The sequence below is a fragment of the Arthrobacter sp. B2a2-09 genome (assembly GCF_027587375.1).
Lineage (GTDB): Bacteria > Actinomycetota > Actinomycetes > Actinomycetales > Micrococcaceae > Arthrobacter.
Window position 1 is genome coordinate 13987 of record NZ_JAMXIC010000002.1, and the last position, 20345, is coordinate 34331.

Below are 20345 nucleotides of genomic sequence, written 5' to 3' on the forward strand. Positions count from 1 at the left end.
GATGCCGAGCCTCGTCGCAGGCGTCGTTTTTTCAGGCCATGCTGCAGATGCTCGAGGGCGAGAGGGCACCGGCCCGAATGCTGCTCCGCGCCGATCTCAGCTGGTTGAAGTCGCTGTCGGATCGGGTCGACGCGAGCTCCGCTCCCCGGGACCGGGCTGCGCGCGGGAATAGTCCGTCGCAGCATCGACCTCTCCGACATCATGCTCGCCTTCGCGATGGCCCAAGGCGCCCTGGACGGCAGCGACGCAGCAGGTCGCGATGGCGCGTTCGAGCGAGTGGCCCGGGTGCTTCAGCACGCCTACTTCGAAGAAGGGCGCGGCCGCGAGATGCTCAGAGGCTCGTCAGTCGAATTCGACGACGACCTTGTCGGTCGCGCCGGGGCGGCCCGCCAAGTCGATGGCCTCACCCAGTTGCGAGTATGGGAAGACATCGCTGACGATCGCGGCATACTTATCTGTGTTCTCTGCGATGTCTTTCATGACGAGTGCCATCTCGCTCGGGTGACCCATCGAGTGGACGATGGTCAGTTCCGATGGAATGAGCATCTGGAAGTCGACCGGAACTGGCTGTCGATGGATCGCCACGATGCCTAGCACTGCCCCCAGTTTCGGACCCGCGAGAACGGTCTCGAGCACTGCAGGCACGCCTGCAGCGTCCAAATAGATGTCGGTCCCTGGGAGTCCCTGGCGCCCAAATGCGTCGGTCGCCGAGCCGTGGAGCTCCACGAGGCGGGTACGGACGTCCTCCTCCGCCGAATTGATCACCGCGTCCGCGCCAAGTCGAAGTGCCTTGTCGAGGCGATTCGCCTGAACGTCGGCTACGGTAACATGCGCTACGCCGTGACTCTTGAAAGCCAGCAGTGCGCCGAGGCCGACTGGGCCGGCTCCAAAGACGACGACTCGATGTTCCGGCTTCGGCTGGGTGCGATCCACGCAGCGGCGTGCCACGGCGATCGGCTCGCAGAGTGCGGCGACGTGCCACGGCACGTGCTCGGGGAACACGTAGACGTTCTCTCCCGCGACCGCACCCCTCACGGCGACGTACTCGCTGAGCGCGCCCTGGGGACCGCCTCCTCCTGTGATGGAGTCCGCGACCTTGGTCGGATCGAAGACGATGCGGTCGCCGACGGCGATAGATGTCACGTCGACGCCCACCTCTACGACCTCGGCGGCCGGTTCGTGCCCGATCGGAGTTGAGGGTCGCCCCGCGGGGATACCCCCCTCCGCGAGCGCATGCGGGTCCGCTCCGCAGATGCCGCATGCCTTCATGCGGACTAACACGTCTGCCGGGCCGATTTCGGGGATCGCCGCCTCGATGATCTCCAGCTGTCCGGGTCCTGTGATTGTCGCTACCTTCAAGGCATCCTCCGCGGAATTACGTCGTAGTCTGCGAATCGGATGGTCACCGATTTCGTCGCTGTTCGGAGTTAAGTGTACACGAGTGCACACTTATTCAACGGCCTGCCGAAAGAAGGTGACCTTGAGAACAAGACGGGCCCCTGCGACATTAGATTCCGGATTGGCGGAAGCCTCGAGCGTCCAGCCGACCGCCTCCGGCTCATTCTTTCCCTGCCAGATGAAGGACTCGTACAAGCCGATCTTCATGACGAAGTCCCAAGCGGGCCTGGTTCGCTTGCTCGTTCGGAGCGGAGCTGCACCTGATGGGGCGCTCGCCTCATTCGCCTGAATTTGCCGCCATGGCGCTCAAGGCGCGGGACAGGGGCCCGAGGATGCACGTCGACCCCCGGCTCTGAGAGGGATGTGCGCCATGAATGAGTTCGAAAACCTTTGCCATCGTCACCGGTGGGGCAGCGGTCTTGGTGGGTCAACGCGGTGACCTCTGGGACTGCCGATACGCCGTGTTGGACAGATTGATCCACCATGCGGAGGACCATAAGGCTGATGCGGATGCAGTCGGGCTCGATAGTCGGTCGGCTCATCAACGCCGAAGAAGTAGCTCATGCCACCGTCCACCTGGTATCGCCGCCGTCGTCCTCGACGACAGGTGTGCTGCTCGGCGTTGATGCTGGAAATGGCGCAGTGCGGGTGTCGCCGGTAGCCGTGGTGGGTGGTTGGAAGGGGATGAAGGCCCTTCGTTGCCCGGGTCGTGCCGTCGAGCCGCGCAATACGAACTCGGTGGAGAGATTGGGCTGTTCGGACGATGCCTTCGCGGTGACAGCGGCAACCAGCCGACGCATTGCCACATCGCCGGCGCGGCCAAACGGCGTGCGGATCGTGGTGATCGGCGGGGATGTGAAGTCAGATCCAAAGATGTCGTCGAACCCGATGATGCTGAGACGGCCGGGAACGTCGACGTCGTGCTCCCGGCAGGCATTGAGCAGCCCAATCGCCATGAGGTCGTTGTAAGTGATGACCGTCGTGACTCCGGAAGCCAAGACGCGTGTGATGCAGTCCCGTCCGCCATCAACACTCGGGGCCTTCGGGCCGATCTCTACGATCGACATCCCGAGGCTTAACGCCTCGCCCATGATGTGGTCCCAACGCCTGCGGCTAATCCAAGAATGGCTGGGACCGGAGACGAAAGCCAAGGAGCGGTGTCCGATCTCCGCGAGATGTGCAAGCGCGTCACGGATTCCAGGCGCGATATCGGGAACCACGGCTGGAACGCCTGATACCTCCCGGTTGATCAGAACGAGGGGTTTCGACGCGCGCAGAGCCTGAATTTCCTCATCAGAGAGCCGCGTGCCTACAAGAACAAGGCCATCGACGGAGCGGAGGATTCGCTGGGCCTTCTCCAGCTCGCGCTGCGGAGACTCTTGCGACTCCGCGAGCACAAGCGTGAATCCCTCTGCCATAGCGACACGCTGGGCTCCGCGGACGAGCCCGAAATAGGCTGGGTTGGTGATATCCGAGAGGATCAGTCCCAGTGTGTTTGAGCGACCTGTTGGCAATGCGCGGGCCATCGGGTTCAGTGTGTAGTTCAGGTCAGCCGCTACCTTGCGAATCCGTTCTTCCGTCCTCGCGTTGACCCGTCCGGGGCGGTTGAGTGCCCGTGAAACGGTCGATGGATTAACCTCGGCGAGTCGAGCTATGTCGTTGATCGTCGGCCTTGGCCTTCGACCACCATTGGCAGCCGGGGCGACAACTGGAATTTCCTCCGGCACTTCGCTCCTTTCCTCATGTCATCCGAAAATTCTGACCATTCGGTCCCACCAAGGGTCTATCGATTCCCGTAATCGGTTTGCTGGGAGTTGTGAATACCACTAAGAGTACGCTAGAACTTAGATACGTACTGACCCTGCTTATCGTTTTCGTAAGATGCCGTCCGGGTGACTCGGACTCCAACTACTTGATCAAAGGTGATTGACATGACTTCAGTTGACCAGCGGGTCGCGCGACTGCTCGAAGAATTCGGCTCGCCCCGGGCGAGCGCGGCCTGGTTGTTCTGCGACAGGCATCCTCCTGACGCCGTGGCGTTCACCATTGGGACCGACGACGGTTTCCGTGACCTTACGTATGGCCAGCTCCGGCAGGATTCGATCGCGCTGGCGGCATCGTTCCGCGCGCTCGGTGTCGGGCCGGGCGACAGGGTGGCTTCGTTGCTCGGGAAGGGCGTGGAGATCGTCACAACGATGTTGGCAGCGTGGCGCCTCGGAGCGGTGTACGTGCCTTTGTTCACTGCCTTCGCACCGAAGGCGATTTCCTACCGACTTGAACACGCCGATGTGAAAGTTGTCGTGACGAATCTCGAACAACTTCCCAAGATCGCCGCGAGCGCCGAGTTGGTGCCGGATGCTTCATGGACCACTGTCACGGTAGGCGCGTCGGAGCATGAGTCGGGGCTCCGCTTTGCCGATCTCATTCAGCATGTCAACGGGCACGACGCGCCTCGTTACGTCCAGGGCGGAGACGCTCCGATCGTGCATATGTTCACTTCGGGGACGACAGGCAATCCGAAAGGGGTCATCCATCCACTGCGCCACGTCGCTGGCTGGGTCGGCTACCTTGAATTCGCGCTCGGTGTGACCCCCGATGATCGCTATTGGTGTGCTGCCGATCCGGGATGGGCCTATGGCCTCTACGCTGGCATCATCGCGCCCTTGGCCTCTGCAAGCGGAAACATTCTGCAGTCGGGAGGATTCCGGGCAGAGTCGACATGGGCCGTTATCCGCGACCTGGGCGTGACGAATTTCTCCGCCGCCCCCACCGTCTACCGTGCACTGAAGAACGCGGAGGACACCCCGGAATCCGGGTTTCAGCTCAAGCGGCTCTCCAGCGCAGGTGAGCCTCTGACGCCCGACATCAACCACTGGACCCTGGCCAAATTCGGGCTCGCCGTGCACGACCACTACGGCCAAACCGAAGTTGGAATGATCTTCGCCAATCACCACCATCCGGATCTTGCCCGCGAAATCAGTGAAGGATCGATGGGGCAGCCGTTGCCCGGGTGGACCGCCGTCGTTCTCGGCGATGACGATAACATCGTGCCGGATGGAACCGTGGGCCGGATCGCGATCGACAGCGCTGAGTCGCTCATGATGACATTCAGGGGGTATCAGGATCCTACGCAGGCGGCCTCCCGGTTCGCCGGCGATGGCAGGTACTACCTTCTCGGCGATCTCGGAAAGCACGAAGCAAACGGTGACTTCCGCTTCTCCTCCCGCGACGATGATGTCATCATCATGGCGGGCTACCGCATCGGACCGTTTGAGATCGAGTCGGTCATCAGCCAGCTTCCGCAAGTCGCCGAGTGTGCTGTCGTCGCAGCCCCGGATGAAATCCGCGGCGAAGTCGTCGAGGCATTCATTGTGCTCCGCCCAGGCGAGTTTGGATCTGACGCCCTCGCCTCCGAGATTCAGGGGGCGATCAAGAATGGATACAGCGCCCATGCCTATCCGCGAGCCGTGCATTTTGTCGAATCCCTGCCCAAGACGCCCAGTGGCAAGGTTCAGCGGTTCGTCCTGCGGGAGCAACGAAAAGCCGAGTTCGCTGCAAAGGAGAAGCCATGAATTCATCTGTCCTGATCGCCGAGCAAAAGGGTTCGGTGCGTTGGCTGCGTCTAAACCGGCCAGGGCAACGCAATGCCCTGAACGATGAACTCATCAACGCCCTTCGCTCCCAGCTCGAGGACATCGAGCAGGACCCTGCGACGGACGTCGTCGTGCTCGTGGGGGAGGGAACCTCCTTCTGCGCCGGTGGCGACTTTCGACACTTCCTGAGGGAGGGCGGTCAGCGCGGCCCAGTGGGCTTCTTGACGGCGCTCTCCGAGTGCTTCACCGCGATCGAGAGGAGCTCGAAGCCATGGATCGCGGCCCTTCACGGGCACGCGATCGCCGGTGGTCTCGAGCTCGCACTGGTCTGCGACGTTGTGCTGGCGGCCCACGGCACGCTCATTGGTGACGGACACCTGAACAATATGCTGATTCCTGCCGGAGGATCGAGCGTGCGGTTGGAGCGGGCGATTGGCCGCGGCGCTGCCCGCTGGCTGCACCTTACCGGCGAACCCGCTACTGCCGAGCACCTGGCGGCGTCCGGATGGATTCATGCCGTCGTCGAACGCGGGAACCTCGAGCTCGAGGCGGCCAAGGTTGCCGCGAAGCTCGCGGCCAAAAGTGGCCCCGCCCAGCGGCGGCTGAAAAGGCTTCTCGTCGACATCGCTGGCCTGGGGACGGCCGAGGGACTTGAACGCGAGCTGCATGAGTTCGGAGAGAACTGGGAAGAAAGCGACGTGCCAACCACTTTGCGGAAATTCCTGGAAAGCCGCTCGCAGATGCGTGCATCACAAACGAAGGAGAGTTTGGTTTGAGCATTCTGGATGAAGACCTGGCACGTTTCGCCGGTCGAACCGTCGCGATTACCGGAGGCGCCCAAGGACTCGGCCGAGCCATGGCCGAGCGTTTCGCCGCAGAAGGTGCTTCACTCGCACTTATCGACGTCAATGGGGATTCCCTGTCCGCCTGTGTTGACTCGCTGGGTTCGGACTATGGTGTGGCAGTCAGCGGGGATGTGGTCGACGTGACTGACTCTGCGCAAGTGCGGGAATGGGTGGACGCCGTCACCGGGCGCAATGGCCGGATTGATGTTCTGGTCAACAACGCCGGGATCATCAGGGACAACCGCGTTGAGAATATTACCGATGAGGACTGGCACGCCGTGCTTGATGTGAGCCTGACGGGGGCTTTCACCTGCGCGAGGGCCGTATTTCCGGGAATGAGGCGAAACGGGTACGGGCGAATCATCTCGTTCGCGTCGATGTCCTGGCGAGGAAACTTCGGGCAAGCGAACTACGTGGCAGCCAAGGCCGGCATCGTGGGTCTGACCCGTGCACTCGCCCTGGAAGGCGCGCGCGACGGTATCACCGTCAATGCGATCGCGCCGGGGCTCATCGAGACTCCGATGCTCGCCTCAATGGACGCCAGGGCGCGCGAGCTGCTCACAAAGAAGATCCCCATGAGACACACAGGCCGGCCCTCTGACGTCGCGGAGGGTGCAGCCTTCCTCGCATCCGAGGCGGCAGGCTATATCACCGGCACAGTACTTGACATCGATGGCGGGATCTCGATCGGATCTTCGATCCGATGATCGGCGCCGAAAAGAGGAACGGTATGGCAACAACAGTCATCCTCGGGGGAGCCCGCACCGTCTTCGGTTCATTTCTCGGCTCGGCCTCGGGCCTCAGCAGCACGGACCTCGGCTCCAGAGCGATCCGTTCCGCGCTGGCCCGCAGCGGGCTCGATCCCAGCTTGATTGACTATGTCGTCATGGGTCAGGTGCTTAGCGCAGGTGCCGGCCAAATGCCCGCGAGGATTGCAGCCGTGCGGGCCGGCATCCCCATGAACGTACCGGCATTGAGTGTGAACAAGGTCTGTTTGTCCGGCATCCAATCGATCATTCTCGCGTCTGCGCTGATCGGCAGCGGTGCCGCCGGACTCGTCGTAGCAGGCGGCCAGGAATCCATGTCCCTCGCCCCTCGTCTGTTTCCCCGAAAGGCATCGAAGTTCGGTGCCATCGACGTGAGCGACCACCTGCAACACGACGGACTCACCGATGAATGGACAGGGGAGTCGATGGGCGTTCTTGCCGATGCATCGGCGCAGTCCGATGGACTCAGCAGAAAAGCCATGGAGGAGTTCGCCGTCGAGAGCCACCTACGGGCGGCCGCTGCGTGGGAGTCAGGTGCGATGGACGACGAGGTGCTGTCCGACGCCGATATTCCCCTGGCGCGCGACGAGTCGATCCGGGCAGACGCAACCAGTGAATCGCTGGCCCGGCTGAGGCCGGCATTCGCGGCCGACGGCGTGATCACGGCGGGAACGTCATCGCCGATGACGGATGGCGCCTGCGCGCTCGTGCTCGCCAGCAAGACGATGGCACAGCAGCTCGGCCTGGAGTGGATTGCGGAAATCCACGCCCATGGGATGGTGGCGGGACCTGATTCGAGCCTGCCACGCCAACCGTCCGACGCAATTCGCGCGGCACTGCGCACAACATCACTCTCGACGGATGACCTCGACATCCTCGAGATCAATGAGGCGTTCGCCTCGGTGCCGCTCACGGCCGCGGCGGATCTGGGAGTCGGCCTTGACCGCGTCAACGTCAACGGGGGAGCTCTTGCCATCGGGCATCCGCTCGGTGCCTCCGGAGCGAGGCTTGTTCTTCACCTCGCCATGGAGATGCGCCGTCGCGGGTCCGGGTTCGGTGCCGCGGCATTGTGCGGTGGCGGTGGCCAAGGTGACGCGCTCATCCTCGGGGCGCCACATTCTTCCTAGGCGCCCGGATAGGGGCACGCCGCCCGGCGACCGGAGTCCTGGTCGGGGAAGGCTATATGAGAAACTGGTCGGATGAATACCTCGACTCTGCGGCAGTCGACGTGAGGCGCCAGCCGCAGGGTCGATCCGCCGCCGCTGACGCCCGGCGCACAGAGCTCCTGGACCGGCTGGAGGACTTCTTCCTCGCCGAGGGCTTCAGCACCTTGACGATCGAGGAATGTTGCCGCAGGCTGCACTGTTCAAAGTCAACGATCTACTCCATCGCCAGTTCAAGGGAGCAGATCATCCAGGCGGTGACCCGTCACTTCTTCGCACGTGCTACGGCAACCATCGAGGCGGAGCTGGCGAAGGAAACCGATCCGGCAAGGAAAGTGACCAAGTACCTCGACGGTGTCGGCACAGCCATGCGTCGCAATTCCGTGGCGTTCTATATGGATATGGTGGGCTACCAGCCGACGGCAGAGATCTACAGGCTTAATTCCAGTGCAGCTGCGCGGCGCGTGCGCCAGCTCATCGAAGAGGGCGTACTCGCAGGCTCCTTCCGGAAAGCAGACGCGGCCTTGGCTGCGTTGGCCGTTGCCATGCTCATCGACGGAGTGCAATCCGGAGAACTCCTGGAGGCAACGGGGCTGACGGCGGGTGAGGCATTCTCCGAGCTCGGTGAACTGATCGTCAATGGCCTCTCGGTGCGCCCATCCGTTGCATCCTAAAGAACTCACTTGCACGCAACCGTCTGCCATTCCGCCATGCTGAACACACCGAGAACCCAGCGGGCGTCCATCGCGTGCGCACCTGGGTCCCGAACGGTGTTTGAGCATGCGACGGTGGTCAGTGACCCGCTGGTACGCTGACCACCGCGCTTCATGATGTGACTAGGCCCCGAGCCCATGTTGATGCGTGGGGAAAAGCCTACGCATGTTTCGCCGCGAAGCGTTCTTCCACCCAACGTCGAGTTTCATGGACCCGCTCAAGGTCCTCAGGTGCAGTGCCCATGAACAGGAAATGGGGGGCCGCTTCCCAAACGTGCAGTTCGGCCGGGACACCGGCTGCGCGTAGCTTGCGGTGCAGCCGCACGGTGTCCGAGAGCAGGAAGTCGCGAGTTCCTGCTGTAAGCAGGCTCGGCGGAAAACCGCGAGTAAAGTCGCCGAAGAGTGGCGAAACGTAGGGGTCCGTGCGGTCATGGCCGTTGAGGTATAGGCGGAAGACCTTCTCCAACCCGTCGCTCGTATATGTGGTGTCTCCTGCCGCGTTAATGTTGTACGAATCTCCAGACATGGTGAGGTCGATCGGGGGCGAATGAATGACCGCGCCCGCTGGCAGCGGGAGTCCCTCCTCCCGGGCGCGGAGGATAGTCGCGGTAGTCAGGTTCGCGCCGCCGGACATCCCCCCGATGATGATGTCCTCGGGCCGATGGTCTTCGAGAACCTTGCGGTACACGGCGACGCAGTCATCGAGGGGTGCCGGAAAGGGATGCCGAGGAGGCATCCGGTAGTCAACGGACCAGGTACGGACTCCGAGACCGCCCGCCACCATCTCTCCTCCGAGACGGGACAGGTGTCCGGCACCGTAGGTCCATGCGCCATGAATTGTCATGAAGACACGTGGGTCGTCGGTTGAGACGCCCTCGGGGGTGCAGACATATACGGAGACGTCGTTGACCTTGACCAGTTCGCTCTCACAGGGGACCCCTGTATCTGCTGCGCCGTAAAGTGATGAAACCATCGGGCCGGCGGATTCGGGTGGAATAGATGCATTAATCATGTCGAACATTGCAGCCAGGGCTTCTTTGTCCTGCGGCCATTCTGGCTGCTCCTGCGCCGGCATCGCGAGGATGGCCTGCGCCTGTTGGCTGATCGTTGAAGGGATGGGTGGTTGGGGGCTGTCACTGCTCATCAGTGTCTCCAGTACTGTTGAAACGTAATTGAGTACGCAAGTACATCTAAGCGTACTAATCAAAATGTTAGCACCCTCGAAAGAACTGTGAAGGTGAGAGTGCCGAACCGATGAGTCCGTGGGAATCCGTACTTTAGTCAGTGGCGGAGAGGGACTATCGGCGGAAATGGGTGTGCGACGAACCGGGCCGCTGCCATGGGGTGCTGCCCGGTTCAAGGCCTCGGCTGAAGGTGATGACGACCCACTCAGTGCATCCTGCGGTCCGCCCCCGCCGATGATTGCGTCGGCAACAGTCATCGGGTTGCTTACCTCGTGGTCGCCTACGGCGATCCTCTTGACATCGAAACCAACGTTGACGACTTTGCCGGCTGGCTCGTGGCCCTGCCGCGATTCGACTGCCCTTGCAGGATGTGTCCTTGCTGCCAGCTGTGCGGGTCGGACTCGCGCAGGCCGCACGCCTTGATTGGAACAACGATGTCAGCACTTCCCGCGACGGGATCCTTGGCGTCAAGGATGCTGAGCTAGTATCGGCCGGTGACGGCTACTGCCTACATCGATCTTACTTCGCGGTGTAGTTGACGCGTACGTTCTACGCGCGCATCATCGTGCCGCCATTGACGGAGAGCACCTGCCCGGTGATCCACTCGGAGAGGTCGGACATGAGAAAGGCGACGGTTGCGCCGATATCCTCCGGCTTGCCGTGGCGCGGGGCAGGAGTCGTTTTCAGAATGGCCTCCTGAAAATGCTCCGGAAGGTTGGCCCTGGTCTGTTCCGTGAGAATCATGCCGGGGGAGATGGCGTTGGCCCGGATGCCGGACTTTCCGTATTTCCTGGCGGCATGCCGGGTCAATGCTGTAACACCGGCCTTTGTCGCGGAGTAGGCGATCTTGTCGTCCATGCCCGCATAAGCGGCCTCCGAGACGGTGTTCACCACAGATCCGCCGCCCGCCGCAACGATGTGCGGGATGGCGTGGCGCATGGTCAGCAGATATCCGGTTAGATTGACGTCAATGGTTCGCTGCCACGTGGCGAGATCGATGTCTACGATTGTCGTATCCTTCGCGACCTCGTCCGGATGAATATTCGCGGCGACATTGAACAAACCATCGATGCGTCCATACACGCCTATCGCCAGGTCAATTAGATCCTTGACCTGGGCCTCGTTCGAGATGTCCAGGCTTGTCGCGAGGCCGCTTGACCCGGCGCCCGTCGCGGCTTGGACAGTGCGGGTAGCCGATTCGAGCGAGACATCGCCGACGACGACAGATGCTCCGCCAGTCCCCAGCAACGCCGCTGCGGCGGTCGCAATCCCTCCTGCCCCAGCGAACACGATGACCTTGCCTTCAAGTCCCTCCATTGGAATCTCCCTGTCTTGGTGGCCCGGAGCGTCCTCGCCGCACCACTGCTTGAATAAACGTACAAGTGTGTACGGTAACACAATTCAAGGTCGTAGGCCGCTGCCGCTGGACCATGCCCAGGCGGAACTTCCGTAAAATTCAGGCCATGAACCCCAAGATCTGGAGAAGAAGTTTGGAAGATCAGCCCACGGTTTATGGCTCTTCACGAGGGATCCAGGTTCCCCGTCATTTTCTCTCTCGTGCAGCGGTCGTCGGTTGGGTTCTCGCTTGGGGCGGGTGCACAACCGCGGCCGACCAGCACGGCGACATTCGCATGTCCATCGCGCAGGCGAATGGGCCAATTGACGACGTTACGTGCATTTCGCCCACCGTCTGGGAGAATATTCGGCGGTGCGGGTCAAGGTGCAACGAAGGCTTCAGTGTCGCATTCGAACATGCCCTGATTCGGCTTAGGCGCGGAAGGCGCCATAGGGGTCACCGAGTCAGGTGGTGCCACGCACGACCAAGGTGAAGACGTGCGAGAACTCTTGCAACGGAATCTTCTGCCCCATGGCTCGAAGCAGGCTTGTGGCAACACGCGTTGCTCCAAGAGCGGTATCAACCCTAAGTGTCGTGACTCCGGGGATCGCATACTGAGCAAGCGGAATGTCATCGGTGCCGATTACAGCAATTTCCGACGGTACTTGGATGCCGTTGTCCCGCAGTGAGCCAAGCATCGCGAGTGCGACGTCGTCGTTGAAGCAAATGATCGCTGAGGCCTGTGGATTTTGTTCGCGCCACTGTTTGATCGTCTGGCTCGTCGATTCACGATCGACGCCGACAGCCAGCGGCGAGGTGAATTCGATGCCCATAGTGCCCGCACATTGCTCGGCGATGGCAGCCTTCTGTTCGCTCATCTCCCGAAGCTCAGGTCGCTCAGTGTGGACGAATGAAACGTGCCGATGACCTCGCTCGTGCAGGTGACGCAACTGCAGTTCCGCGGCTTCTTTCATCCAGAAAATTTCGCTGCGACCGGTGTTGAAGTCGATGCCTTCGATCAACTGAACTCCAGAGTTGCGCATCTGTTTCTCAACGTCGTTGAGGTCTTCCGCAAAAGAGACAACGGCGAAAGGTTGCGTCGCGCGGACGAGGCGCAATAGGGCAGCTTTGTCGCTTCCGCCGGACCCATGCACCACCACCGTTGCACCAGCCTCGGCGAGGCGATTCGAGAATGCAGCGGCAAATAATCCCGCCTGGTATTCACTCAGAGGAACGGAGCCGAGATTGAGCAAGGCGATATCCGTGCGCCCTTTTGCCAAGGCAAGGCCAGCGGTGCTCGGCACATAGCCCAACTCCCGCGCAGCGTGCAGCACGCGCTCGCGAGTGGCGGTGGGGATGGTATGGGAGGGGGTGTTGTTGAGTACGAAGCTCACTGTCGTGCGTGAGACCCCGCTCGCACGAGCTACATCGGAGCTGGTGACGCGCATTCTTGATTTCTCCCTCCTCATGCTCCAAGCCTCTAGGCATGGCTGTGGCGACACGCCACGGCAAAAGCGTACCTGACTGCAGGCAAGTATCTCGGAGTACGGCGGCTGGTGAGAACGCTGGCAACAGAGTGAGTTTGGTCCGCTGATTATGTATCGCTAACGTTGGGGCGCAACCCAGGTGGTCCAAGGAACTTGAGCCAACTACGGCTGAATGGTCGAAATGGTTCTTCGGCGCGACAGGATTGGCTGCGGACTAGAAGTTGCTTTCAGTTTGTTCCTGGCTGCTACGGATATTTTCGAAGTATTGCTCCTCCCGCTTCCCGGATCCATCGCATTTCCGATGAAAGTGGACTGCAAGTGCGGCCGGATGCAATCGGCCCCTCGCAATTGGGCATGGTTGGTCTGTTTGATCCGGTAGGGGCGATGGCCGCCGGCTGCGAGTAGGCATCTGAGTCTGAAGTTGGTGAAGTTGCGGAGGCCGCAGGCGATTCTGCGGTAGTTTCGATGACCTTGTCAACGATGTCTACCTCGGCTGCGCCCAATTCGAGATCGCCGTAGCTGAACGAGTTGTAGCTCAAGCCATGACCGATGCGACAGAGCCGCGTCACCGGTTCATCGACATATCTGGAGTACAGGCCTCTCTTTTGCATCCTCCGGTAACTGCTTCCGCGCTATTGGTAGTGGTCGATCGGAATCCAACCGGCGGCTCGGAGGCTTGCTGCGCGGATTTGAGTTCGCCAACCACGGTGACAGCGATTGCTCGTGAGCTCTCCGACCCGTTCATCCCAGCCGGGTGAATCTGTTTTTGGCAAAGGCCTGCTGAAAGCCCCACGTGCACAGCAATTAAACGTGCACTCATGAACGAATCGCCGAGGTAGTCTTTCAGCATGGTTGAGAGCAATGTTCGGGAACTCCGCAGCGATGCGGCACGCAATAGAGGGCGGGTGGTGGCAGCCGCCCGCGCGGCCTTTGCAGAGCATGGCCACGACGTTCCTCTTGAAGAGATCGCGCAGGCGGCGAACGTCAGTCGTACAACGCTGTATCGCAATTTCGCGACTCGCGAAGAACTTGCTGCCGTGGTGTACGAAGCCAACGTGTCGTTGATTGAGAACAAAGCGGCCGAACTGCATTCCAGTGAAAGTGGGGTTGTCGCGTTGTACGACTTCGTGTTGGGGGAGCAGCAGGCTGACCGCGGCCTTGCTCAAATGCTCACGACAGCAAACATGGAGTGGTTGAAGGAGCTGTCGTCGAGGACGAGTGCAGCGTTCGAGCCTTTGTTTGAGCGAGGCCTGGAAGCCGGAATCGTGCACCGAGGGGTTCGCCTTGAAGACCTGATGATTTCATTCGCCATGCATTCGGGGGCGCTAAACGAAATTCGGGAATCGGGCCAGATGGATCTCATTCCCAGGGTGCGAGGAATGCTGCACCGGGCTCTGTTCCGCACTGCGGGGGAGTAGCGGCCTAGCTGTCTCTGCTGTGAGTGAGGACGTGGCTGACGGCGGGTGGAAACGCCTCGATGGAATCGGGACGAAGTTGTTTGTGGGACCTGCCAACGAATCTAGCAAGGTCTTGCTATTTTGTGATAGTTTTTAGCAACCGGTTTCGAGATTCATGCTGAGCTGCGAAAGGCTACCCAATGACGACGACCCTGCCCGATGGTTTCCTGTGGGGGGCGGCGACTGCCGCGCACCAGATTGAGGGGAACAATGTCAATAGTGATTTTTGGGACAGTGAGCAGAAGCAGCCCGGGATGGAGCGCAGCGGCGACGCGGTGGACAGTTACCACCGCTTTGCGGAGGACATGGGGTTGCTGGCCGGTGCGGGGCTGAATTCGTATCGCTTCAGTATCGAGTGGGCCCGGATCGAGCCTGCGCCCGGGCATATCTCCTTGGCCGAGTTGGCGCATTACCGGGGGATGATCGAGACGGCGCAGCGGCTCGGGCTGACCCCGGTTGTGACCTTGCACCACTTCACCAGTCCCCGGTGGTTCGCCGAGGAGGGCGGCTGGATGGCGGATGGGGCGATCGAGCGGTTCCGTTTCTATGTGGAGGCCGTGACGGAGATCCTGCATGACGTGAAGTGGGTCCTGACCATGAACGAGCCGAACATGCTGGCCCTGATGACGACGATGGCGCGTGCGATGGCCGGGGCCCGGGGGGAGCGTGAGGAGACGGAATGGATGAGTCCGACCGTTGAAGGTGATGCCCGCCCGGTGCTGCCGGACCCGGAGGCTGATGTGGCGCGCCGGCTCGTGGAGGCGCACCACGCGGTGCGGGGCATTGTCCGGGAGCGCACCGGCGCCGCCGTGGGCTGGTCGGTCGCGAACCAGGCCCTGGTGGCGCGCCCCGGCGGGGAGGAGAAGCTGGCGGAGGTCCGCTACATCCGTGAGGACATTTTTCTTGAGGGTGCCCGGGGTGATGACTTCATCGGGGTGCAGTCCTATACCAGCCAGGACGTCACGGCTGAGGGGGTCGTGCCCCACCCCGTCCACCCTGAGAACACGCTCGTGGGCAACGCGTACCGGCCCGATGCGCTGGGCATCGCCGTGCGCCACGCGTGGGAGGTGACCGGGGGAGTGCCGGTGATGGTGACCGAGAACGGCATCGCCACCGCCGATGACACGCGGCGGATCGCGTACACGGCCACGGCGCTGGAGCACCTGTTTGGGTGCATGGGGGAGGGCATCGATGTGCGGGGGTACCTGCACTGGAGTGCGCTGGATAACTATGAGTGGGGCCACTGGGCGCCGACGTTCGGGCTGATCGCCGTTGACCGTGAGACGTTCGAGCGCCGCCCGAAGCCGAGCCTGGCCTGGCTCGGGCAGGTGGCCCGCGACGGTGCGCTGCCCGGCGTGCCGGTTTCCAACCACTAAAGGTCAAGGCAGACACATGACTTGCTCAACCACTACTCCAAGGGCGCCGTCATTACGTTCCTGCATGAGTAGGTCGCCGGGCTGCGACCGCTCGAACCCGGTTACTCACGATTCTTGATTGCACCGGTTCCAGGGGAAGGAATTGACGCTTGCCCGGCGGAGTTGCTGTCGCCCTTCGGTCTGATCCGCACTCAATGGACGATGACCGACGGCGCCTTCCAGATCACGGTAGATGTGCCCGCCGGAACAGCTGCTGTGGTGCGCACACCCCACGGGGGAGAGCACGAATTGGGTCCTGGATTTCATGAGCTGGCATCGACGGGGACGGTGGGTGAAACGACCAGAGCTCATAGAGAAGCCAAATTCAGCCCGTAGAGCCAACAGCTATCGGACGCCGACGCTAGCTACCCCCATTTGATTGTTTCGCTGCGCGGATGCAGCAGGAGGAAAACCATGAAAAACCCCACGTACCACGTGCCGATGTATAAGGACGCCACCCAGCCGATCGAAGACCGGGTCGCCGACCTCGTTCAACGGATGACTCTCGATGAGAAGGTCGCGCAACTGCGATCACTTTGGGTCGCGAAATTCAGGTTCGTGACACCCGAAGGGCGCATCGACGCCGACAAGGCCCGTGACGTGTTCCCCGACGGCATCGGATTCATCGGCCGCCCCGTCGATGCGATGGGTATGGAGGGGTTCATGCAACAACGCTGGCATCGAAGCCGCGAAGAGTCGATCCAGTTCGTGAATGAGATGCAGGAGCATCTCCTGCAGAACACTCGGCTCGGAATCCCTGCCTTCTTCCACGACGAGACCGGCCACGGGTTCGTCGCAGCCGGGGCGACCGTCTTTCCGATTCCCCCTGCGCTGGCGAGCACCTGGGACGAGGACCTGGTTGAAAAGATTTTCACCGTCGTGGCGCGCGAAGCCCGCTCTGTCGGGTCACTGATCTCGCTCAGCCCGGTGCTCGATCTTGCCCGCGACCCGAGGTACGGGCGGGTTGAGGAGTTCTTCAGTGAAGACCCGTTCCTGGCGGGCCGGATGGGGGTCGCCGTCGTGCGCGGCCTGCAGGGCCGCTCCCGCCCCTTGGCCGAGGACCGCATGTTCGCAACCTTGAAGCACTTCGTGCACGCCACACCCGAGGGCGGTGTCAACGTTTCTCCTGCGCCAGCGAATGAGCGTTCCCTGCGCGAGACATACCTCATTCCTTTTGCCGACGTCGTGCGAGAGGCAGATCCGGCATTCATTATGCCGTCGTACAACGAGGTCGGGGGGATGCCGGCCCATGCCAGCCGCGACCTGCTGCAGCGCATCGGCCGTGAACTGCTCGGCTTCGAGGGTGCCTATCTGAGCGACTACGGTGCTATCGAGCGTCTTGTCTCCAATCACCGGGTCGCGGCCGACCTGGGGGAGGCAGCCGGGATCGCCCTGCGCGCCGGTGTCGATGCTGATCTCGCGGACGGTGATGGCTACGCGGAGCTTGCTGCCGAGGTTCGGATGGGGCGTGTCGACGAGGCACTCGTCGATGCGGCCGTGTCGCGGTTGCTTGCGCTCAAGTTCGAGGCCGGACTCTTCGACCGACCGACTGCGCGCTTGGAGAACGTTGAATACAACGATCCCGAGGCCCGCGATCTCGCGCACCTAGCAGCAGTCCGCTCCCTCACACTACTCAGCAACGACGGCGTGCTCCCGCTCAGCCCGTCACAGGCTCTCCGAGTTGGCGTCATTGGGCCCAACGCTGATCAGGTGTACTACGGCAACTACTCGGGCGAGACCGACTCGGGGGTCAGCGTGCTCGCAGGCATCCGTGAGGCAATCGGCGGCACGTCTGTGATTGTCGAGTACGCGGAAGGTGTGCGGCTCATCGCGAATGACGCCGGTGTATACGGCCCGGGCCGTATGCCGATCGTGCCGGAGGATGCCGAGGAGAACCGGCGTCGCATCGCGGAGGCCGTCGACGTCGCGCGTCGATCGGATGTCGTCGTGCTCGTGGTGGGTGACCACCCCGCGATCACGCGGGAAACCACCCGGGCCGCTTACCCCGGAGATCGGAGCGAGCTGGGACTCTTCGGGCAGCAAGACGAATTGGTCGAGGCGCTTCTCGATGTGGGCGTGCCGGTTGTCGCCCTACTCATCAACGGTCGTCCTCTGGCCGTCACCCGGCTTGCCGAGAAGGCCAATGCGCTCCTCGAAGGTTGGTACCTGGGCCAGGAGGGAGGCCGCGCGGTGGCCGAGGTGCTTTTCGGTAGCCAAGAGCCCGGCGGGCGCCTGCCCGTCTCCATTCCGCGCTCGGCCGGCTCACTCCCGGTCTACTACAACCGTCACACCTCGGCGAACTTGTATCCATACGTCGAGGTAGAGCGGACTCCGCTCTACCCGTTCGGCCATGGCTTGGGCTATTCGACATTCGACATTTCGGAACCTGTGCTTGAGAGTTCCGGCATCCGGCTCGGCGAATCGGCGGTGGTCAGCGTCGAAGTCAGCAACATCGGGGACCGCTCGGGGAGCGAGGTCGTGCAAATGTACATTCGCGACGACGTCTCTTCGGTTCCGCGGCCCGAGATCGAACTGCGTGGCTTCGAACGTGTGACCCTCGAGCCGGGCGCGACGATGACCGTGCGGTTCACCATCGAGCCGGCGCAGCTCGCGTTCTGGAATGTCGAGTTGACCGAGCATGTCGCCGAGCCGGGCTCGTTCACGATCTCGGTGGGGCGCAGTTCCGCTGACCTTAGGACAACGACCCTTATGGTGGAGGCCTGATGTCAATCACGCCGATCCTGCCCGGATTCCACCCAGACCCTTCGATCTGCCGGGCGGGCGAAGACTACTATCTCGTGGCCTCGTCTTTCGAGTATCTGCCGGGGGTCCCGATCTTCCACAGCCGCGATCTGCTCCACTGGGAGCAGATCGGCAGTGTCTTGGATCGCCCTGAAATGTTGAGCCTCAATGGTTCGCAGGGTGGATCAGGCATCTACGCGCCCACCATCCGTTTTCACGACGGCCGGTTCTGGATGACGACGACGAACGTGAACGAGTTTACGTCCGGCCACATCATCACCTCGGCGACTGATCCGCGAGGGCCCTGGAGCATCCCGGTGCACGTGCCAGAGGCGGTGGGGATCGATCCCGACCTCGTGTGGGACGACAACGGCACCTGCCACATCACGTGGTCGGCAGGCTTTGGTGAGACACAGATCATGCAGGCCAAGATCGATCCGGACAGCGGCAGACTCCTCTCGCCGCCGCGACGAATCTCGGGCGGATCCGGTTTGGCTCATGCGGAAGCTCCACACATCTTTCGACGTGGCCAGTGGTGGTATCTGCTTCTTGCTGAGGGCGGCACGGATCGCGGGCACATGGTCACCATCGCCCGTTCGCGGTCGCTCGATGGACCGTTCGAGAACAACCCGGCCAACCCGATCCTGACCCGCAGGAGCACGGCGCATCCAGTGCAGAACACAGGTCACGCCGACTTCGTCGAGACGCCCACCGGCGAATGGGCGGTCGTCTATCTGGGCGTCAGACCTCGGGGGCGGACGCCACGGTTCCACGCGAACGGCCGTGAAACGTTCCTCGCCGGCGTCACCTGGCGAGACGGGTGGCCCCTCATCGACGAAGACCGGTACACGGTTCCGGATCAGACGGCCGAGTTTCTTGAAGACTTCGCGGATGGCGTGCTGGACCCGCGCTGGATCGCCCCCGGCATCCACCCGGGGGAAATCACGCGCCGGGTGAGCGACGGAATCGTCGTGGTCACGCCTGCTGATCGCCCTGGCATACGGGCACTGCTCGCCATCCGCCCGCAACACCCGTCATGGACCGCAACGGCCGACCTGCGCGGAAGCTCTGGGCGGCTTGTGATCAGAATGGATGAGTCCCATTGGGCCGCGGTGGAGCTAGGCGAAATATCCGTCGACGCGCGCGTGGTCATCGGGCCTGTCGACACCGTTTTGGCCAGCATCCCCCGCCCGCTGTCCGGCCCGGTGACGGTGGGCATTCGCGTCCGTATCCCCGCGCCCGGGCCGATGGGGGCCAGCGCCCCCGACCTCGTCGAACTGGGGGTAGAGGGGGCGGGCGGCTGGCAGTCGCTCGTCACGGTGGACGGTCGCTACTTCACCACCGAGGTCGCCGGCGGCTTCACCGGACGCGTCGTCGGCGTCGAACCGGTAACCGGGAAAGCAGAGTCGGCGGTGCTGCGCTCCTTTCGCTACACGCCGACGCCGGAGGGCGCGTTCCTGTGATCGAACTGACCGGGTGGGTGAGTCAGCGAGCCGAGCTCGCGCAGAGCCGATCGCGTCGGGGATGAGTCGTGTGACACGGGGCCTCCTTACTGGGCGATCGGGGACTGACCGTGCCGCGCCGAAAGAATCGTACACATATGTACGCTTATCCCTGTAGAGTGTTTCTCGTGGGGTGCCCAAGCCTGTTGGCGTCGCAATCCTGGAGGTACAACGAAGTGCAGCATCCAACTGGTCTGGCATCGGGTCGCGGTGCGCCGGCACGCCCACGGGCTGGGCTTTGTCCGGTCACCCTCCAAGCGCACGAGATCGATCTTGCCTGTGAATCCGGCCTCGAATCGATTGAATTGGGTTTGGATCTGCATCTTGCCGGGGGAGATCTGGAAAATGGGCGGCGGGCGCAGTCGGCCGTTGTCGGCGTCCATGCGCCGCTCGCGGGGGCCGCGCTGACCAATACGTCGCGGGGTGCCATTCTCCGTGAACCTGAGTTAGTCGACGCGCTGGGCCAACGTCCCGATCTCGTTGCGATCCTTGACGTCACCTGGCCCGAGCCGCCCGAGCGTGATTCACCGCTTTTCCATCTGCCCTACGTGTTGCATACGGGCCACGCGGCGGGCGCCGGGGGCACGGAGTGCTTCGCGCTCGGGGATCTCGTCGCCGACGAAGTTGCGCGGTTTGTGCGAGGTTTGCCCCTCCAGCACGCCGTTACCCAGAGGCAATCGCGCGTTCGCGCGTGAGATGCACTTTGGAAGCATCGGCTGACCCTTTTTGGCAATCGGTTGTCA

17 protein-coding genes are annotated in these 20345 nt (G+C 62.3%); 11 read left to right on the plus strand and 6 right to left on the minus strand.

Annotation, left to right across the window (positions count from 1 at the left end; genetic code table 11):
• Positions 1 to 342: 342 nt before the first annotated feature.
• The 3 genes from NFJ07_RS02200 to NFJ07_RS02210 all read right to left on the minus strand — a co-directional run bounded on the left by NFJ07_RS02200 (position 343) and on the right by NFJ07_RS02210 (position 3125).
• Entirely contained in the window at positions 343 to 1359 is a 1017-nt protein-coding gene (locus NFJ07_RS02200) for a zinc-dependent alcohol dehydrogenase (protein ID WP_269992173.1), read from the minus strand.
• A gap of 90 nt (positions 1360 to 1449) precedes the next feature.
• Positions 1450 to 1605, minus strand: coding sequence for a hypothetical protein (locus NFJ07_RS02205; protein WP_269992174.1), 156 nt, complete (start codon positions 1603 to 1605; stop codon positions 1450 to 1452).
• 353 nt (positions 1606 to 1958) lie between these two features.
• Positions 1959 to 3125: a LacI family DNA-binding transcriptional regulator gene (locus NFJ07_RS02210; RefSeq protein ID WP_269992176.1), complete on the minus strand. Its 1167-nt coding sequence runs from the start codon at positions 3123 to 3125 to the stop codon at positions 1959 to 1961.
• Positions 3126 to 3329: 204 nt separating this feature from the next.
• Between NFJ07_RS02210 and NFJ07_RS02215 the strand changes: the two genes are divergently transcribed.
• The 5 genes from NFJ07_RS02215 to NFJ07_RS02235 are packed head-to-tail and all read left to right on the plus strand — an operon-like array spanning position 3330 to position 8440.
• Positions 3330 to 4970: an AMP-binding protein gene (locus tag NFJ07_RS02215; protein ID WP_269992178.1), complete on the plus strand. Its 1641-nt coding sequence runs from the start codon at positions 3330 to 3332 to the stop codon at positions 4968 to 4970.
• Positions 4967 to 5767, plus strand: coding sequence for an enoyl-CoA hydratase/isomerase family protein (locus NFJ07_RS02220; RefSeq protein ID WP_269992179.1), 801 nt, complete (start codon positions 4967 to 4969; stop codon positions 5765 to 5767). Before NFJ07_RS02215 ends, NFJ07_RS02220 begins: the two co-directional genes overlap by 4 nt.
• Complete coding sequence (locus NFJ07_RS02225; RefSeq protein WP_269992180.1) at positions 5764 to 6543, plus strand: SDR family oxidoreductase; 780 nt, start codon at positions 5764 to 5766, stop codon at positions 6541 to 6543. The genes NFJ07_RS02220 and NFJ07_RS02225 overlap by 4 nt, the downstream gene beginning before the upstream one ends.
• A 23-nt stretch (positions 6544 to 6566) precedes the next feature.
• A complete protein-coding gene (locus tag NFJ07_RS02230; protein ID WP_269992183.1) occupies positions 6567 to 7730 on the plus strand; it encodes an acetyl-CoA C-acyltransferase in 1164 nt (387 codons plus the stop codon).
• Between the two features lie 56 nt (positions 7731 to 7786).
• Positions 7787 to 8440, plus strand: coding sequence for a TetR/AcrR family transcriptional regulator (locus NFJ07_RS02235; RefSeq protein WP_269992185.1), 654 nt, complete (start codon positions 7787 to 7789; stop codon positions 8438 to 8440).
• Positions 8441 to 8639: 199 nt separating this feature from the next.
• Here the strand turns inward: NFJ07_RS02235 and NFJ07_RS02240 are convergent, their stop codons facing one another.
• From NFJ07_RS02240 to NFJ07_RS02250, 3 genes are all read right to left on the minus strand, one after another.
• A complete protein-coding gene (locus tag NFJ07_RS02240) occupies positions 8640 to 9623 on the minus strand; it encodes an alpha/beta hydrolase (protein WP_269992186.1) in 984 nt (327 codons plus the stop codon).
• Positions 9624 to 10212: 589 nt separating this feature from the next.
• Positions 10213 to 10980 (minus strand): SDR family NAD(P)-dependent oxidoreductase, encoded by a 768-nt coding sequence (locus NFJ07_RS02245; RefSeq protein ID WP_269992187.1) that lies wholly within the window; start codon positions 10978 to 10980, stop codon positions 10213 to 10215.
• A gap of 483 nt (positions 10981 to 11463) precedes the next feature.
• The gene (locus NFJ07_RS02250; RefSeq protein WP_269992189.1) at positions 11464 to 12447 is read right to left on the minus strand and encodes a LacI family DNA-binding transcriptional regulator; all 984 of its coding nucleotides are present in this window, start codon (positions 12445 to 12447) and stop codon (positions 11464 to 11466) included.
• Between the two features lie 887 nt (positions 12448 to 13334).
• Between NFJ07_RS02250 and NFJ07_RS02255 the strand changes: the two genes are divergently transcribed.
• The 6 genes from NFJ07_RS02255 (at position 13335) to NFJ07_RS02275 (ending at position 20297) form a co-directional block, all read left to right on the plus strand.
• The gene (locus tag NFJ07_RS02255; protein WP_269992191.1) at positions 13335 to 13904 is read left to right on the plus strand and encodes a TetR/AcrR family transcriptional regulator; all 570 of its coding nucleotides are present in this window, start codon (positions 13335 to 13337) and stop codon (positions 13902 to 13904) included.
• 179 nt (positions 13905 to 14083) lie between these two features.
• Positions 14084 to 15319, plus strand: a complete 1236-nt coding sequence (locus NFJ07_RS02260) for a family 1 glycosylhydrolase (RefSeq protein WP_269992192.1) — start codon at positions 14084 to 14086, stop codon at positions 15317 to 15319.
• A gap of 81 nt (positions 15320 to 15400) precedes the next feature.
• On the plus strand, positions 15401 to 15694 hold the full coding sequence (locus tag NFJ07_RS25995; RefSeq protein ID WP_442865280.1) for an alpha-L-rhamnosidase C-terminal domain-containing protein: 294 nt from the start codon (positions 15401 to 15403) through the stop codon (positions 15692 to 15694).
• A 78-nt stretch (positions 15695 to 15772) separates the two neighbouring features.
• Positions 15773 to 18082 (plus strand): glycoside hydrolase family 3 N-terminal domain-containing protein, encoded by a 2310-nt coding sequence (locus NFJ07_RS02265; RefSeq protein ID WP_269992193.1) that lies wholly within the window; start codon positions 15773 to 15775, stop codon positions 18080 to 18082.
• Positions 18082 to 19563 carry a glycoside hydrolase family 43 protein gene (locus NFJ07_RS02270; RefSeq protein ID WP_269992194.1) on the plus strand — a complete coding sequence of 494 codons (1482 nt, stop codon included), beginning with the start codon at positions 18082 to 18084 and terminating at the stop codon, positions 19561 to 19563. The genes NFJ07_RS02265 and NFJ07_RS02270 overlap by 1 nt, the downstream gene beginning before the upstream one ends.
• A gap of 215 nt (positions 19564 to 19778) precedes the next feature.
• Positions 19779 to 20297, plus strand: a complete 519-nt coding sequence (locus tag NFJ07_RS02275; RefSeq protein ID WP_269992195.1) for an NAD(P)-dependent oxidoreductase — start codon at positions 19779 to 19781, stop codon at positions 20295 to 20297.
• Positions 20298 to 20345 lie beyond the last annotated feature (48 nt).